The sequence below is a fragment of the Streptosporangium minutum genome (genome assembly GCF_002149035.1).
Taxonomy (GTDB): Bacteria; Actinomycetota; Actinomycetes; order Streptosporangiales; family Streptosporangiaceae; genus Streptosporangium; species Streptosporangium minutum.
Genome location: NZ_NGFP01000062.1, coordinates 1 through 15,233, shown reverse-complemented (window position 1 = coordinate 15,233; position 15,233 = coordinate 1). Strand labels below are relative to the sequence as shown.

Genomic DNA, 15,233 nt, shown 5'->3' with positions numbered 1-15,233 from the left:
CACTGTGAGCACTTCCGCCGCATCCCACCTGTCCCCCTCGTATCCGGACCGTGCCGCCTGGGGCACCGCGCCGAAGCTCCGCGCCTGGCAGCAGGAGGCATTTGACCTGTACTCCAGGCGTGAGCCACGTGACTTCCTCGCGGTCGCCACGCCCGGCGCGGGCAAGACGACCTTCGCGCTGCGCATCGTCAGCGACCTCCTGTCGCGAGGGATCATCAGGGCTGTGACGATCGTCACACCCACCGAGCACCTCAAGCAGCAGTGGGCGGACGCCGCGGCCAGAGTCGGCATCGCCATCGACCCCGAATTCAAGAACAGCCAGGGCGCGACCTCGCGTGACTACGCCGGAGTGGCCGTCACCTACGCCCAGATCTCGATGCACCCGGCGCTGCACCGCGCCCGGACCGAGGCGCGCAAGACGCTCGTCATCTTCGACGAGATCCACCACGCGGGCGACGCGAAGTCCTGGGGCGACGGTGTGCGAGAGGCGTTCGAGCCCGCCGCGCGGCGCCTGGCGCTGACCGGCACGCCCTTCCGGTCCGACGTCAACCCGATCCCGTTCGTCACCTACATGGAGGACGGCGAGGGCATCCGGCGCAGCGTCTCCGACTACTCCTACGGGTACGGCCCGGCGCTCGCCGACGGCGTCGTCCGGCCGGTCATCTTCCTCGCCTACGCGGGCGAGATGCGCTGGCGGACCCGCGCCGGCGACGAGATCGCCGCGACCCTCGGCACCCCGCTCACCAAGGACCAGCTCGGTCAGGCGTGGAAGGCCGCGCTCGACCCCAAGGGCGACTGGATCCGCCAGGTGCTCCAGGCGGCCGACAGACGGCTGACCGAGGTGCGCAGGGTCGTGCCCGACGCGGGCGCCCTGGTCATCGCCACCGACCACGAGACCGCCCGGGCCTACGCCAAGCACATCCGTGCGATCACCGGCGAGGGCGCCACGGTCGTGCTCTCCGACGACCCCGAGGCGTCAAAGAAGATCAAGCAGTTCTCCGCGTCCCACGACCGCTGGCTGGTCGCGGTCCGGATGGTCTCCGAGGGCGTCGACATCCCCCGGCTGGCCGTCGGGGTCTACGCCACGAGCACCTCGACCCCGCTGTTCTTCGCCCAGGCCGTCGGCCGCTTCGTCCGGGCGCGCAAGCGCGGCGAGACCGCCTCGGTCTTCCTGCCCTCGGTGCCCACCCTCATGGGGCTGGCCGGTGAGATGGAGGCCGAGCGCGACCACGTGCTCGACCGCAGCCTGCCCGAGGAGGGCCTGGACGACTTCCTCCTCGAAGACGCCCAGCGCGCGAAGGACAACCCCGACGTCCTGGGCGACGAGCTGCCCTTCGAGACGCTGGAGGCGGTCGCCACCTTCGACCGGGTGCTCTTCGACGGCGGCGAGTTCGGCACCGCCGCCGAGCCCGGCTCGCCCGAGGAGGAGGACTTCCTCGGACTGCCCGGCCTGCTGGAGCCCGACCAGGTGCGGACGCTGCTGAGCAAGCGCCAGTCCGACCAGCTCAAGGCCAAGCGGAACAGGCCCGAGCCCAAGGAGCCCCAGCTCGCCCCGCACGAGCTCATCGCCAACCTGCGCAAGGAGCTCAACGGCCTGGTCGGCGCCTGGAACCACCGCACCGGCCAGCCCCACGGCGTCATCCACGCCGAGCTCCGCCGGGCCTGCGGCGGCCCGGCCATCGCGCAGGCCACCGCCGAGCAGGTCCAGGAACGGATCGCCAAGATCCGCCACTGGGCCACCCAGCGGTCCCACTAGCCCCTGTCCCCGTCCCGCGGCGGGCAGGGGAGCCGGGGGGCGGGGCCTGGTCAGCCAGGGCGACCGAGGGCGACCGAGGGGCGGCCCCGGTCAGCGCGGGGCGATCGGCTGCCCGGTCCGGCCGTCGATCGCCCTGAAGGCCCCCTTGCCGGGCAGCGGCGGCGCCAGGCGCACCCGCGTGGAGGCCACCCCGTCCGCCACGCTCACCGGTAGCGTCCGGGCGTGGCCGGACCGGTGCTTCACGGGCCCCTCGTGCAGCCAGACCCTGACGCCCCGGCTCTGGCGGCGCAGGACGACGGTCGCGGTGCCGCACTCGTCCGGCTCGGCCTTCCAGAAGAGCGTCAGGGCGTGCAGCTCGCCCTCGCGCCGCTCCGGCCGCGCCCGCTCGGGGGCGGGCAGCCGGGTGGCGCAGGCGGCCGTGTGCCCGGCCGCCCGGGCCGCCGGGGCGGTCATGGCCGCCGGCTGGGCGACCGCCGGCGCGGGCGGGAGCTGGACCGTGCTGTTGACCCAGATCGTGGCGGCCTCCAGCCCGGCCAGCGCGACCACGCTGCCCAGCCGGGTCGCGCCGTTGCCGCGCAGGAGCAGCCACAGGCACAGGGGGGCCAGGATCAGCCACGAGACACCGAGCACGAGCATGGGCGGTCACCACCGTGAGGTCAGAGAGTTACGACTCTCCGTAATACTCCTGCCGCATGGGGTAGTCGCCGTCTTGGAAGTTTCATGACCGGCCGGTAGGTCGTTCCGTTCCGGGCCGGGCCAGGTCTGATCGTGCCGGAACGGATCGGGCCGGGGCGCCGGTCTCCTGGCGGCGGCGCGGGCCCCGGCGTCCGGGGCCGCGGGTTCAGCCGCGGACCACCGGCTCGCCGCTGAGCCGGGCTCCGGCGGCGCCGAGCGCGGCCAGCGCGGCGTCCGTGGTGGACCTGGCCACCCCGGCGGTCAGATCCAGCAGCACCTGTACGGCCAGGCCGTTGTCGACCGCGTCCAGGGCGGTGGCGCGCACGCAGTGGTCGGTGGCGATGCCGACGACGTCCACCGCGCTCACCCCGCGCCGGGCGAGCCAGTCGGCCAGGACCGTGCCGTCGGGGGCGCTGCCCTCGAAGCCGCTGTAGGCGGCGGCGTGGGCGCCCTTGCTGAAGACCTCCTCGACCTTCGCGGTGTCGAAGGCGGGGTGGAACTCCGCGCCCGGGGTCCCGGCCACGCAGTGGGCGGGCCAGGAGCTCACGTAGTCGGGCTCGGCGGCGAAGTGGTCGCCGGGGTCGACGTGGAAGTCACGGGTGGCCACGACGTGGTCGTAGTCGTGTGAGGCGGCGTGCCGGGAGATGGCCGCGGCGACCTCGGCGCCGCCGCCCACCGGCAGGCTGCCACCCTCGCAGAAGTCGTTCTGGACATCGACGATGATCAGTGCGGTTGCCATGGAAGTCAGTCAAACACGGTCGGAATGGCGGCGTAGCCCCGGGACAGCTGGTGGGCTTCGGCGGGGAGCTCGGCGACGGTCCGGCGGTGCCGGAGGCGGGCCGCGTCCAGCCCCTCCCGGCCGACGATCTCGCCGTCGCGGAGCAGTTCGGCCTGGAGGGGGCGGGCGCCCTCGGGCCGCTCGCCGGAGACGGTGACCAGTTCGGCGACCGCCGTACCCGCGGGGTCGAGCTGCCGGAAGGCCTCCTTGCGGCCGCCCCGGCTGGGCTTGCCCACCGATCTCTTGGCCACCGGCTGGATGATCCCGGCGGAGTCCTCCCGGGCGACGAGCTTGTAGACCAGCGCGGCCGTCGGCACGCCGGAGCCGGTGACCAGCGAGGTGCCGACGCCGTAGGCGTCCACGGGGGCGGCGGACAGTGCCGCGATGGCGTATTCGTCCAGGTCGCTGGTGACGAGGATCCGGGTCTTGTCCGCGCCCAGCGCGTCGAGCTGCGCGCGGACCGCGTGGGCGACCTCGGCCAGGTCGCCGGAGTCGAGGCGGACGGCCCCCAGGTCGGGGCCCGCCAGCTCCACGCCGGTCCGTACGGCCTCCGCCACGTCGTAGGTGTCGACCAGCAGCGTGGTGCTCTCGCCGAGCGAGTCGATCTGGGCCTGGAAGGCCTGCCGCTCCGAGTCGTGCAGCAGGGTGAACGCGTGGGCCGCGGTGCCGGCGGTCGGCACGCCGTACCGGTGGCCGGCCATCAGGTTGGAGGTGGAGGCGAACCCGCTCAGGTAGGCGGCCCGCGCGGCGGCCACGGCCGCCGCCTCGTGGGTGCGGCGCGACCCCATCTCGACGAGCGGCCTGGTCCCGGCGGCGCGGACCATGCGGGAGGCCGCGGTGGCGATCGCGCAGTCGTGGTTGAGGATCGACAGGATCACCGTCTCCAAGAGCACGGCCTCGGCGAAGGTGCCCTCCACGGTCATGATGGGGGAGCCGGGGAAATAGCACTCGCCCTCGCGGTAGCCGTACAGGTCGCCGGAGAAGCGGTAGCCGGCGAGGAAGTCCAGGGTGGGGGCGTCGACCACCTGGTTGTCCCGGAGGAAAGCCAGCTCCTCGTCGCCGAACCGGAAGTCCTCCAGTGCGTCCAGCACGCGGCCGGAGCCGGCGACCACCCCGTAGCGCCGTCCGCCGGGGAGCTGCCGGGCGAACACCTCGAAGACCGCGCGTCGCGACGCGGCTCCACTGCGCAACGCCGCCTGCACCATCGTCAGCTCATAGTGATCTGTCAGCAACGCACTGCTCATGCTCATCATCACGAGTCGAAGACTAAGCCAGCCGTAGGGCAGACTGGTGTATGTGGGTAGCACCGCTCCAATGGAGGTCGAGCGTCCGTCGATCGACGTCCGGCCTGATCTGCCATGGTTGACCATCGTCTGGAACGACCCGGTCAACCTGATGTCCTATGTCACGTATGTCTTCCAGTCCGTCTTCGGTTACTCGAAGGAGAAGGCGGAGAAACTGATGCTCGACGTGCACCAGAAGGGCAGAGCCGTGGTGTCCAGCGGCACTCGCGAGGAGATGGAGCGCGATGTGCAGATCATGCACTCCTACGGTCTCTGGGCCACCGTGCAGCGAGATTCATGAGCGGCGGCGGATCCGCCGCCGTCCGTCCCGCGGTCTGCCCCGGGGCGGCAGGGGAGCGGGTTTTTCCGGAAACGGGCGAGGAGCGGTGAGCGAGCGGTGAGTTCAGGGTTCAAGCGGGGGCGCAAGGGCGGCGTGATCACCGTCTTCGACGCCGCCGAGGTCTCGATCCTGCGTTCGCTGGTCTCCCAGATCCTCGGCCTGATCGAGCCCGGCGAGACCGGGGACGACCCGCTGGAGCGCGCGCTCGGCATCGGCCCCTCCGAGCAGTCCGCGGATCCGGTGCTGGCCCGGCTGTTCCCCTCGGCCTACGAGGACGCCGAGCAGTCCGCCGAGTTCCGCCGCTACACCGAGGCGACGCTGCGCGACGGCAAGCGGGCCGACGCGCAGACCATGCTCGACAGCGCCGAGCCCGGACGGGTCGAGCTCACCCAGGAGCAGGCGCAGGCGTGGATGCGCGCCCTGAACGACGTACGGCTCGCACTCGGCACCCGGCTGGAGGTGACCGAGGAGGTCCACGACGAGATCGCCAAGATGACGGAGGACGATCCCCGCTATCCGGCGTACGTCACCTACGACTGGCTGACCTACCTCCAGGACACCCTGGTCCGCGCCCTTTGGTAACTTCCTGACATGCTCACGATCTCCCGGGAACTGGTTGACAAGATCATCGCGCACGCCCGGGCCGACCATCCGGACGAGGCCTGTGGCGTGATCGCCGGGCCGGTCGGCTCCGACTCCCCCGAGCGGTTCGTCGCGATGGAGAACGCCGAGCGGTCGCCCACCTTCTACCGCTTCGACTCGATGGAACAGCTCCGGGTCTGGCGCGAGATGGACGACCGCGACGAGGAGCCGGTGGTCATCTACCACTCCCACACCGCGACCGAGGCCTACCCCTCACGGACCGACATCAGCTACGCCTCCGAGCCGAACGCCCATTACGTGCTGGTCTCCACCCGTGAGGAGCTGGGCGAGGAGGCGGAGTTCCGCTCGTACCGGATCGTCGACGGCGTGGTGTCCGAGGAAGAGGTGACGATCACCCCGGGGTGACCGGCGTCCCAGTGGCCGATACGGCCGTGAGGGAAATCCGTCCCCTTGGGTAAGCTGATGACCATGTCGACCGTTGACCCGAGCCTGGAGGACGTCGTGACCTCACGTATCGGCGCACGGGCCCGGCACGCGGGTCTCGCGGCCGTGCAGAGCTTCCTGTTCGCGCACACCCCCTCCGTCGTCGTCTACGACTGTCGCTGACCGGCAGTTCTGGAATCCTCCCGTACCCACCGGTGTTCTGATCCGGGGGCGGTACTCCCATGACGACACAAGGAGATTGACCGCGATGGCCATCGAGGTTCGCATTCCGACCATCCTGCGCACCTACACCGACGGCGCCAAGGCCGTCGACGCCAAGGGCGCGACGCTCGACGAGCTGATCGGCGACCTGGAGTCCCGGCACCCCGGGCTCAAGGACCGTCTGATCGACAAGGGCGCGCTGCGCCGCTTCGTCAACGTGTACCTGAACGACGAGGACGTCCGTTTCCTGGGCGGCCTGGAGACCCCGCTCTCCGACGGTGACACGGTCACCGTCCTGCCGGCCGTGGCCGGCGGCGCCCGCTAGAGGCGCGGCGCCGCCGAGCCCCGACCGGCCGGCGGCGCCCGCCGATGTTCCTTGTCTGTTGACACGAGGCGGAAGCCGTACACCATGCGTTTTGACTCACTGATCGACTCCGTAGGCCGCACCCCCCTGGTGGGCCTGCCCCGGCTGTCCCCGTCGGAGGACGTGCGGATCTGGGCCAAGCTGGAGGACCGCAACCCGACCGGCTCGATCAAGGACCGCCCGGCGCTGTGGATGATCGAGCAGGCGGAGAAGGACGGCCTTCTCCGGCCCGGCTGCACGATCCTCGAACCCACGAGCGGCAACACGGGCATCTCGCTGGCGATGTCGGCCGGGCTCAAGGGCTACAAGCTGATCTGCGTGATGCCGGAGAACACCTCGGAGGAGCGCCGCCAGCTCCTGCGGATGTGGGGAGCGGAGATCATCTCCTCTCCGGCGGCCGGCGGCTCCAACGAGGCGGTCCGGGTCGCCAAGGGCCTGGCCGCGGAGAACCCCGACTGGGTGATGCTCTACCAGTACGGCAACCCGGCCAACTGGCGCTCCCACTACGAGACGACGGGTCCGGAGATCCTTGAGGACCTGCCGTCCGTCACCCACTTCGTGGCGGGCCTCGGCACCACCGGCACCCTGATGGGCGTCGGCCGGTTCCTGCGCGAGCGCGTCCCCGGCGTGCGGATCGTGGCCGCCGAGCCCCGCTACGGCGAGCTGGTCTACGGCCTGCGCAACGTCGACGAGGGCTTCATCCCGGAGCTCTACGACCCCGACGTGCTGACCACCCGCTTCTCCGTCTCCTCCGGCGACGCGCTCCGCCGCACGAGAGAGCTGCTGGCCACCGAGGGCATCTTCGCCGGGGTCTCCACCGGGGCCGCCCTGCACGCCGCGCTCGGCATGGCGGCCAAGGCCGTCAAGGCCGGGGAGCGGGCCGACATCGCTTTCGTGGTGGCGGACGGCGGCTGGAAATACCTGTCCACCGGCGCCTACGAGGGCACCCTGGACGAGGCCGAGGAGCGGCTCGAAGGCCAGCTCTGGGCGTAGGCGGAGGACTCCGGGCCTAGGCGGAGAAGAAGGCGGGCGCCCCGTCGGGGCGCCCGCCTTCTCCGTCGGTGTCCGGCCGGGGACGATGCCCGGCCGGCCGGGACTCAGTCGAACAGGACCCGCAGGGAGAAGGAGGCGTCGGTACCGGACTGCGTTCCGCTGATCCCTACGGCGCGCAGCTGCTGGAGGTTGGCCTTGTCGTCACCTTGCAGGGTCTCCAGGTAGAGCTTCTCGACCTTGTTGAGGTCGACGTAGGCGGCGAAGGTCGCCGCGCCGGCGTCGGGGATCGCGAGCTTGAACGTCTCGTCGTCGAGCAGGCTGCCGTCCTTGGCGAGCTCGGCGGCGTAGTCCTGCGAGCTGGCCAGGACGAAGGTGCCGTCACCGGGGACCTTGGCGAGCTGCGGGACCGAGGTGCCCGAGTCGGCGAGGAACTTCTCGATCTTGCCGACGACCTCCTGCGCTTTGGCCGGGTCGGTGGTGATCCGGGCCCCGAACTTGGGCTGGCCGCCGTCGAGGCCGTTGGCGTCCACCGCCAGGGTGAGGTTCTTGCCGAGCAGCGTCGCCAGGTCGGCGGGGAGCGCGAGCCCGTACTTCTGCTGGGCCTGGTCGGCGAACTGCTGGAAGCTCCCGCCGCCGCCGGCCTGGTCGGCCGACTTCATGATCTGGGCCCACTGCTTGCCGATCACGTCGCCGAGACCGGAGATCGAGATCGCACCGGCGGTGGAGGCCGGGAGCTGACCGATCTTGGAGGGCTCGGGCTCGCCCATGCCCTCAAGGGCCTTCGCCCCGCGGCTGATGCCGGCCAGCTCGACGTACTGGCCGTCGAAGCGGAGCGCGCCGGCCACGCGGGCGTTCTTGATCTGCGCGAGGGTGGCGGGATCCTGGGGGGCGATCTCGGAGGCGAGGTCGGCGAGCTTGCCGGCGTCCATCCAGAAGGAGAGCACGCCGGTCTCGCCCAGGGCGCTCAGGTCGTCGGAGAAGTTGGCGTTGTCGGACAGCGGCGCCGCCTTGGCGGCCTGGTCGGCCTCCGGCTGGGTGGCGCTGAGCAGCGCGTAGTCCTCACGGAACGCGAGGCCGTACTTCTCCTCGCCCATCAGCTTGGTGATTCCCGCCTTCGCCTTGGCCTCGTCGGTCACCTGGACGGCGACCACGAAGCCGGGCTCGGCGCCTTTCTTGGCCGGGGGGAGCGCGGCCAGGCCGACGCGGTCGCCGAGCCAGGACTGGACATCGGCGGCGTAGTCCATCTTGTCGAAGCCGCTCTTCTTGGCCAGGTCGAAGATGGCCTTGCGCGGGTCGTCACCGGTGAAGGAGTCCTTGGTGACGGTGAACTTCCGGGCGATGCTGAACAGCGCCAGCTTCTGGTTGGCGGCCGGGTCGAAGTCGAGGCGCACGTATCCGATGGCGTTGCCGGGCAGCACGTCGTGCGGCTGGGTGCCGCCGCCGCTGAGCAGGTTGACCGCGAAGGCGCCGCCGCCGCCCACGAGGACGACGACCAGGGCGGCGACCACCGCGATCAGCCAGCCCTTGCCGCCCTTGCGGGCGGGCGGGGCTGGCTGTCCCGTGCCGAGGAAATCGGGACCCTGCTGCTGCCAGCCGGGCTGCTGGCCGTAGTTCTGCTGCTGGTAGCCCGGCTGACCCTGCTGCTGGTAGCCCGGCTGGCTCTGCTGGTAGCCCGGCTGGCCCTGCTGCGGGTAACCGCCCTGCGGCTGGCCGTAGTTCGGCTGCTGCTGCTGGTAACCGGGCTGGCCCTGCTGCTGGCCGTAGTTCTGCTGGGGGTATCCAGGCTGCTGCGGGTAGCCGGGCTGGCCCTGCTGCGGGTAACCGCCCTGCTGGGGGTGGCCCTGAGCGTGCGGTTGGCTGTTCTGCTGCGCACCCTCGTTCCAACGGTAGGCGATCGTCCTGTCAGGCTGCTGACCTGGTGTAGGCGACTGGTCGGGGGGATTGTTGGCAGGCATGCTCACTCACAATGTGGACTTCTCGGATATAGAGAAGTTAGTGCACATTGGTAGCAGGCGGCTTGCATTGAACTAACCAGGAGATTGCTCTATCTAAGGGGAATCAGACCCGTTCCAGCGTTTTGACGGGTTTCCTCAGCATGATCTCGCCGTTGCCGGTGGAGGCCACCGCGTCCCACGAGACGAGGCTGCTGCCGGTGTAGAGCAGCCGGAACGCCATTCTGAACAGCCAGCTCGTCCGGTTGTCCGGGTCACGCGTGAGCCCCAGCATCACCGGGGCCCGCCGGTGCGAGACGACCAGGCCGGAGACCGTGAACTGCCGCTGCATGCCGAAGTTGCCCCTGCGGTTCCTCGTCATCCGGACGTCCACTACCTGACCCACCCATACACCCTCCGAATCCCATACCGACTGACCGATGAGGTCACCGACTCCCGCCATCCCCGACCTCCTGCGAAACCCCCGGAAAATGGTTATCAGTCTTTCAGTGGAAGTGTGTTTTCCCAGGTAGCGGCACGCGTTGGGGGCCAGGGAGGCGCGAACGGCGCGGACTGGGTACAGTGAGCGCTCTAGAACAAGGTTCGGGAGCATGGATGACGAAGTTCGACGAGGCGACGCAGGCCATCCGGGTGGACGAGACCGCCTACGACGTGTGCCTGGACCCCGGATACTCGATCGGCGGGCCGCTCAACGGCGGATACCTGATGGCCGTGCTCCTGCGCGCCGTCGTGGACGCCTCGCCGCACGACCATCCGGTGACCACCAGCGCGCAGTTCCTGCGCGCCCCCCGGCCCGGCCCCGCCCAGGTCAGGCTGGAGCAGATCAAAGCCGGTCGCACCGCCGCGATGACCCGCGCCACCCTGATCCAGGACGACGCGTCCTTCATCGAGACGCTCGTCACGACGGCGACCCTGGGCGACGTCGCCCCCGACTGGACAGACCGCCCCTCGGCGGTCATGCCGCCCGTCGAACAGTGCGTCGTGCTGCCCGCCCCCAAGCCCGAGTCGAACATGACGCTCAACGCGCAGATGGAGATGGCGTTCGACCCGCCCACCATCGGCTGGCTCGACGGCAACCCCACCGGCCGGCCCGAGGCCCGCGCCTACTTCCGGATGGCCGAGCCGCAGGACCCCGACCCCTACGTGCTGGCCCTGGCCGTGGACGCCCTGCCGCCGGTGGTCTTCTCCGCCGGAGCCCGCGGCTGGGCCCCGACCGTGGACCTCACCTGGCACCTGCGCGCCCTGCCCGCACCCGGCTGGCTCACCCTGCTCGGCAGCGGCCGCATGATCAGCGACGGCTGGTTCGACGAGGAGGTCGAGGTCTGGGACTCCGCCGGCCGCCTGGTGGCCCAGTCCCGCCAACTCGCCCGGGTGGGCAGAGGCTGAGCCACGAATCAGCGTTGTGAGGATTCTTACCGTGAGCGGTCGTCCCAGGTCGCCTAACCTTGGGAACCGTGTCGCAAGCGAGTATCGGAATCTTTGACAGCGGTGTGGGCGGCCTCACGGTGGCCAGAGCGGTCATCGATCAGCTGCCCAATGAATCGATCTTCTATGTGGCCGACACGGCGCGGCAGCCGTACGGCCCCAAGTCCATCGCGCAGGTCCGCGCCTACGCGCTGGAGGTGATGGACCACCTCGTCGAGCACGACGTCAAGATGCTGGTGATCGCGTGCAACAGCGCCAGCGCGGCGGTGCTGCGGGACGCGCGCGAACGCTATGACGTGCCGGTCGTCGAGGTGATCCAGCCGGCGGCGCGCCGGGCCGTACGGGCCACCCGCAACGGCCGGGTCGGGGTGATAGGGACCCGGGCCACCATCGAGTCGATGGCCTACCACGACGCGTTCGCCGCCGCCCCCGACGTCATGCTGACCGGGGTCGCGGCGCCCCGGCTGGTGGAGTTCGTGGAGCGCGGAGAGACGATGAGCGAGGAGCTCATCGAGGTCATCCGCGGCTACATGGGGCCGGTGCTGGACGACGGGTGCGACACGCTGATCCTGGGGTGCACGCACTACCCGCTGCTCACCGCGCCCATCTCCTATGTCGCGGGAGACGGCGTCACGCTGGTCTCCAGCGCCGACGAGACCGCCAAGGACGTCTACCGCATCCTGCACGACCGGGGCCTGGCCGCGGCGGGCGGCACCCCCCGCCACCGGTTCGGCGCCACCGGCGACACCGTCCTGTTCGAGCAGCTCGGCCGGCGCTTCCTCGGGCCGGAGATCCAGGCGGTCGAGCTCGCACCGGTGAGCGACGTCCCCGGCAACGGACAGCGCCCGTGAAGGCGGCGGCCACCGGCAACGGGCGGCGTCCGTGAAGGCGGTCACCGGCATCCGGGTGGCGCCCCCGCAGGCGGTCACTGGCATCCGGGCGGCGCCCGCGCAGGCGGCGGTCATCGGCATCCGGGCCGTGACGTGCGGCACCGCGACGTGAGAAGGCAACGTAAGAAGGAGGAGGCCGCCGTGAAATTGACGATCATCGGGTGCTCTGGAAGCTTTCCCGGCCCGGACAGTCCCTCCTCCTGCTATCTGCTGGAGGCCGAGGGGTTCCGCATGCTGCTGGATTTCGGCAACGGCGCGCTGGGCGCGCTCCAGCGGCACATCGGCCTCTACGACGTGGACGCCATCTGCCTGTCCCACCTGCACGCCGACCACTGCCTCGACCTCTGTCCCTACCACGTGGTGCGCACCTACTCCCCGCAGGGGCCGCTCCCCAGGGTGCCGGTGTACGCCCCCGCCGACGCGCCCCGCCGCCTGGCCGCCGCCTACGGCATGCCCGACGAGCCGGGGCTTGAGACGGCCTTCGACTTCGTACGGCTGACGCCGGGCGTGTTCGAGGCGGGCCCGTTCCAGGTGACGGCCGCGCGGGTGAACCACCCGGTCGAGACCTACGGCTTCCGGGTCTCCTACGGCGGGCGCTCGGTGGCCTACTCAGGAGACACCGGCGAGTCCGCCGAGCTGGTCAAACTCGCCTCCGGGGTGGACGTGCTCCTGTGCGAGGCCTCCTTCCTGGAGCGGCCCGGCCTCCCCGCCGGCCTGCACCTGACCGGCCGCCAGGCCGCCGAGCACGCGGCGAGGGCGGACGTGGGCACGCTGGTGCTGACCCACCTCGTGCCCTGGAACGACCGCGAGCAGATCCTCCAGGAGGCGTCCATGGGCGGTTTCGGGGGACGGACCGAACTCGCGCGGAGTGGAGCCCTGTATGACCTAGGGTGAGTTTCATGGCCCGTGCAGATGGACGTTCTCCCGATCAGCTCCGCCCCGTCACCATCACCCGTGGCTGGCTCGCCCACGCCGAGGGGTCGGTGCTCGTCGAGTTCGGCGGCACCAAGGTGCTCTGTGCCGCCTCCGTGCAGGACAGCGTGCCGCGCTGGCGCCGGGGGAGCGGCCAGGGCTGGGTCACCGCCGAGTACGCCATGCTGCCCCGGGCCACGAACACCCGTAACGACCGGGAGTCGGTGCGAGGCAAGATCGGCGGCCGGACGCACGAGATCTCCCGCCTGATCGGCCGTTCCCTGCGGGCCTGCGTCGACTACAAGACCCTCGGCGAGAACTCGATCGTCATCGACTGCGACGTGCTCCAGGCCGACGGCGGCACCCGCACGGCCGCGATCACCGGCGCCTACGTGGCACTGGCCGACGCGGTCGCCTGGATGCGCGAGCGCAAGATGTGCAAGGGTGACCCGCTGATCGACTCGGTCGCGGCCGTGTCGGTCGGCGTCGTCGGTTCCACGCCCCTGCTGGACCTGTGCTACACCGAGGACGTCGCCGCCGAGACGGACATGAACGTGGTGATGACCGGGAGCGGCGAGTTCGTGGAGGTGCAGGGCACGGCCGAGGGCAAGCCGTTCAACCGCGGCGCCCTGGACGAGCTGCTCGATCTGGGTGTCACCGGGTGCGCGGAGCTCACCCGCCTGCAGCGGGAGTCGCTGGCGTGAGCGCGGAACGGACCGGCGGCCCCGGCGCGCCCGCCGGCCGGGTGGTGCTGGCCACCCGCAACATGGGAAAGATCGTCGAGCTCCGCCGCATCCTCGCCGACGCCTCGGTGCCGGTGGAGATCGTCGGGCTGGAGGAGTTCCCCGAGATCGGCGACGTCGCCGAGACCGGCCTGACCTTCGCCGCGAACGCCCTGCTCAAGGCGCACGCCGTCGCCCAGGCGTCGGGCCTGCCCGCGATCGCCGACGACTCGGGCCTGTGCGTCGACGCGCTGAACGGCATGCCGGGCATCTTCTCGGCCCGCTGGTCCGGCAGGCACGGCGACGACCGGGCGAACCTGGAGCTGCTGCTCGCACAGGTGTCCGACGTGCCGCGCGAACACCGGGGCGCCCACTTCACGTGTGCCGCGGCGCTGGCCCTGCCCTCGGGACAGGAGCGCGTCGCCGAGGGGGCCCTGCACGGCCTGATCATCGACGCGCCACGCGGGACCAACGGCTTCGGCTACGATCCGATCTTCCTACCCGAAGGGGAGAGCCGGACGACCGCCGAGCTGTCGGCGCAGGAGAAGGACGCCATCAGCCACCGGGGCCGCGCCTTCCGCGCCCTGGTGCCCATCCTCGCCGAAGTGATCTCCTAGCGGGTCCTGAGCGCCGAGATCGAACGGCGACAGGCACAGCCGGGGACCTTCCGGTGGACCGGGACGGTCGGCCTGACGGAGTCCGGCCGCCCCGTGGAGCGATCGGTGCTTCACCGTCAGGTCTCGGCAGCCGGTGAGCGGCGAGATAGCATGATCGGGCACGGGAGGTGCTGCGCGCGGCCTCCGACCGGGATCGGCGCGCTCGGAGACGATCAGCACGGAGCCGAGTTGGAGAAGGCGGAGTCCGGCGTCGAAGACGGGGTCTTCGGCGTCTGTGTCGAGGAGTCGGACGGCGCCGTCACCGGGCTCCGCATCGGCACCGGGAGACACCGGCGGGCCGGTCACCCCGGTGACACCGGCAACTGATCGCTCATGGGATTCGAAGGGATCTTGGTTCCCGACTGGGCCAAGCCGTATGTCGGCTGGGTGGTCGGGATGGACTGGCCCGAAGGCGACGAGGAAGGGTGTTTCCGGCTCGCCGACGCCTGCGTGACCGCCGCCCACCGGCTCGTTGAGGGGACCGGTGCCGATCAACTCCGCAGCGCCGGAAAGATCGGCGCGAATTGGGACGGCGAGGCCCATACCGCCTTCGCCGAGCACGTCACCAGGGTGGCGGGCGGCCGGGTCGCCGACCTGGTCACCCGGCTGATCAACGCCGCTGTCGCGCTCAACAACGTCGGCGTGCAGATCCAGTACGCCAAGTACATGATCGAGGCCACCGTATGGCTGCTGATCCTGCAGCTGGGCTACCTGCTGGCCGCCGCCGTGACCAGTGGGGGCGCGAGCCTGGCGCTCATCCCGGCCCGAGTGCAGCTCGCCCGCCTGACGGTCGCGCAGATCGCCCGGCGGACCCTGGCCAACATGGCGCTGTTCGCCGCCATCGTCGGCGGCATGGACGCCGGCGTCCAGTCCCTGCAGATCGCCCAGGGCCGCCGCGACGACCTCGACCGGCGGCAGCTGCTGATGTCCGCGCTGACCGGCGGCGCGATGGGCGTCCTGATGGGTGGACTGTCGGGCGGGCTGAGCCGCCTGGCCACCCCGGGCCTGCAGGCGGGTCTTTCCCGAGCCGAGATGGGCCTGGCGGAGAAGCTGCTGGCCGCCGCCAGCAGCTCCCTGTACGGCCAGGCCGCCCAGTACGCGCTGACCGGCGGCATCACCACCGCCGGCAGCATGCTCGCCAATGGCGACTTCAGCTGGGACCTGCTCGCCAAGGGCATCACCTCCAGCGCGCTGGGCGCCGACGGCCAGCACCTGACCGCACCCGTCGCCCATGGTGGC

General features: G+C 71.0%; 19 protein-coding genes. 14 read left to right on the top strand and 5 right to left on the bottom strand.

Annotation, left to right across the window (positions count from 1 at the left end):
- The first annotated feature begins 4 nt into the window (after window positions 1-4).
- Window positions 5-1,756 carry a DEAD/DEAH box helicase gene (locus CA984_RS15725; protein ID WP_207620891.1) on the top strand — a complete coding sequence of 584 codons (1,752 nt, stop codon included), beginning with the start codon at window positions 5-7 and terminating at the stop codon, window positions 1,754-1,756.
- A 90-nt stretch (window positions 1,757-1,846) separates the two neighbouring features.
- On the opposite strand, the gene CA984_RS15720 is transcribed toward CA984_RS15725, so the two are convergent.
- From CA984_RS15720 to CA984_RS15710, 3 genes are all read right to left on the bottom strand, one after another.
- Complete coding sequence (locus tag CA984_RS15720) at window positions 1,847-2,392, bottom strand: hypothetical protein (RefSeq protein WP_086572723.1); 546 nt, start codon at window positions 2,390-2,392, stop codon at window positions 1,847-1,849.
- Window positions 2,393-2,597: 205 nt separating this feature from the next.
- Window positions 2,598-3,170 (bottom strand): isochorismatase family protein, encoded by a 573-nt coding sequence (locus tag CA984_RS15715; RefSeq protein ID WP_086572720.1) that lies wholly within the window; start codon window positions 3,168-3,170, stop codon window positions 2,598-2,600.
- A gap of 5 nt (window positions 3,171-3,175) precedes the next feature.
- Window positions 3,176-4,459: a nicotinate phosphoribosyltransferase gene (locus tag CA984_RS15710; protein WP_242675977.1), complete on the bottom strand. Its 1,284-nt coding sequence runs from the start codon at window positions 4,457-4,459 to the stop codon at window positions 3,176-3,178.
- 64 nt (window positions 4,460-4,523) lie between these two features.
- Here CA984_RS15710 and clpS point away from each other — a divergent pair, with 64 nt between their 5' ends.
- The 6 genes from clpS (at window position 4,524) to CA984_RS15685 (ending at window position 7,437) form a co-directional block, all read left to right on the top strand.
- Window positions 4,524-4,793, top strand: a complete 270-nt coding sequence (gene clpS, locus CA984_RS15705) for an ATP-dependent Clp protease adapter ClpS (RefSeq protein WP_031159029.1) — start codon at window positions 4,524-4,526, stop codon at window positions 4,791-4,793.
- Window positions 4,794-4,889: 96 nt separating this feature from the next.
- Window positions 4,890-5,414, top strand: coding sequence for a DUF2017 domain-containing protein (locus tag CA984_RS15700; RefSeq protein ID WP_012888460.1), 525 nt, complete (start codon window positions 4,890-4,892; stop codon window positions 5,412-5,414).
- A 9-nt stretch (window positions 5,415-5,423) separates the two neighbouring features.
- Window positions 5,424-5,840: a M67 family metallopeptidase gene (locus CA984_RS15695; protein ID WP_086572714.1), complete on the top strand. Its 417-nt coding sequence runs from the start codon at window positions 5,424-5,426 to the stop codon at window positions 5,838-5,840.
- Between the two features lie 63 nt (window positions 5,841-5,903).
- Complete coding sequence (locus CA984_RS46170) at window positions 5,904-6,041, top strand: hypothetical protein (protein WP_165781268.1); 138 nt, start codon at window positions 5,904-5,906, stop codon at window positions 6,039-6,041.
- Between the two features lie 85 nt (window positions 6,042-6,126).
- The gene (locus CA984_RS15690) at window positions 6,127-6,405 is read left to right on the top strand and encodes a MoaD/ThiS family protein (protein ID WP_086572711.1); all 279 of its coding nucleotides are present in this window, start codon (window positions 6,127-6,129) and stop codon (window positions 6,403-6,405) included.
- An 84-nt stretch (window positions 6,406-6,489) separates the two neighbouring features.
- Window positions 6,490-7,437 (top strand): PLP-dependent cysteine synthase family protein, encoded by a 948-nt coding sequence (locus tag CA984_RS15685; protein ID WP_086572708.1) that lies wholly within the window; start codon window positions 6,490-6,492, stop codon window positions 7,435-7,437.
- 104 nt (window positions 7,438-7,541) lie between these two features.
- Here the strand turns inward: CA984_RS15685 and CA984_RS15680 are convergent, their stop codons facing one another.
- Window positions 7,542-9,392, bottom strand: a complete 1,851-nt coding sequence (locus tag CA984_RS15680) for a DUF3352 domain-containing protein (protein WP_086572706.1) — start codon at window positions 9,390-9,392, stop codon at window positions 7,542-7,544.
- A 103-nt stretch (window positions 9,393-9,495) separates the two neighbouring features.
- Window positions 9,496-9,774: a hypothetical protein gene (locus CA984_RS15675; RefSeq protein WP_133061675.1), complete on the bottom strand. Its 279-nt coding sequence runs from the start codon at window positions 9,772-9,774 to the stop codon at window positions 9,496-9,498.
- Window positions 9,775-9,983: 209 nt separating this feature from the next.
- Here CA984_RS15675 and CA984_RS15670 point away from each other — a divergent pair, with 209 nt between their 5' ends.
- From CA984_RS15670 to CA984_RS15640, 7 genes are all read left to right on the top strand, one after another.
- Complete coding sequence (locus CA984_RS15670; protein ID WP_086572701.1) at window positions 9,984-10,775, top strand: thioesterase family protein; 792 nt, start codon at window positions 9,984-9,986, stop codon at window positions 10,773-10,775.
- A gap of 68 nt (window positions 10,776-10,843) precedes the next feature.
- Entirely contained in the window at window positions 10,844-11,665 is an 822-nt protein-coding gene (gene murI, locus CA984_RS15665; RefSeq protein ID WP_086572699.1) for a glutamate racemase, read from the top strand.
- Window positions 11,666-11,845: 180 nt separating this feature from the next.
- The gene (locus tag CA984_RS15660) at window positions 11,846-12,598 is read left to right on the top strand and encodes an MBL fold metallo-hydrolase (protein ID WP_086572696.1); all 753 of its coding nucleotides are present in this window, start codon (window positions 11,846-11,848) and stop codon (window positions 12,596-12,598) included.
- A 5-nt stretch (window positions 12,599-12,603) separates the two neighbouring features.
- Entirely contained in the window at window positions 12,604-13,320 is a 717-nt protein-coding gene (rph, locus tag CA984_RS15655) for a ribonuclease PH (RefSeq protein WP_086572780.1), read from the top strand.
- A complete protein-coding gene (locus CA984_RS15650; protein WP_086572694.1) occupies window positions 13,317-13,955 on the top strand; it encodes an XTP/dITP diphosphatase in 639 nt (212 codons plus the stop codon). The genes rph and CA984_RS15650 overlap by 4 nt, the downstream gene beginning before the upstream one ends.
- Before the next feature lie 150 nt (window positions 13,956-14,105).
- The gene (locus tag CA984_RS15645) at window positions 14,106-14,321 is read left to right on the top strand and encodes a hypothetical protein (RefSeq protein WP_086572691.1); all 216 of its coding nucleotides are present in this window, start codon (window positions 14,106-14,108) and stop codon (window positions 14,319-14,321) included.
- A 6-nt stretch (window positions 14,322-14,327) separates the two neighbouring features.
- The coding region (locus CA984_RS15640) for a WXG100-like domain-containing protein (protein ID WP_086572688.1) at window positions 14,328-15,233 on the top strand (906 nt) is incomplete at its 3' end.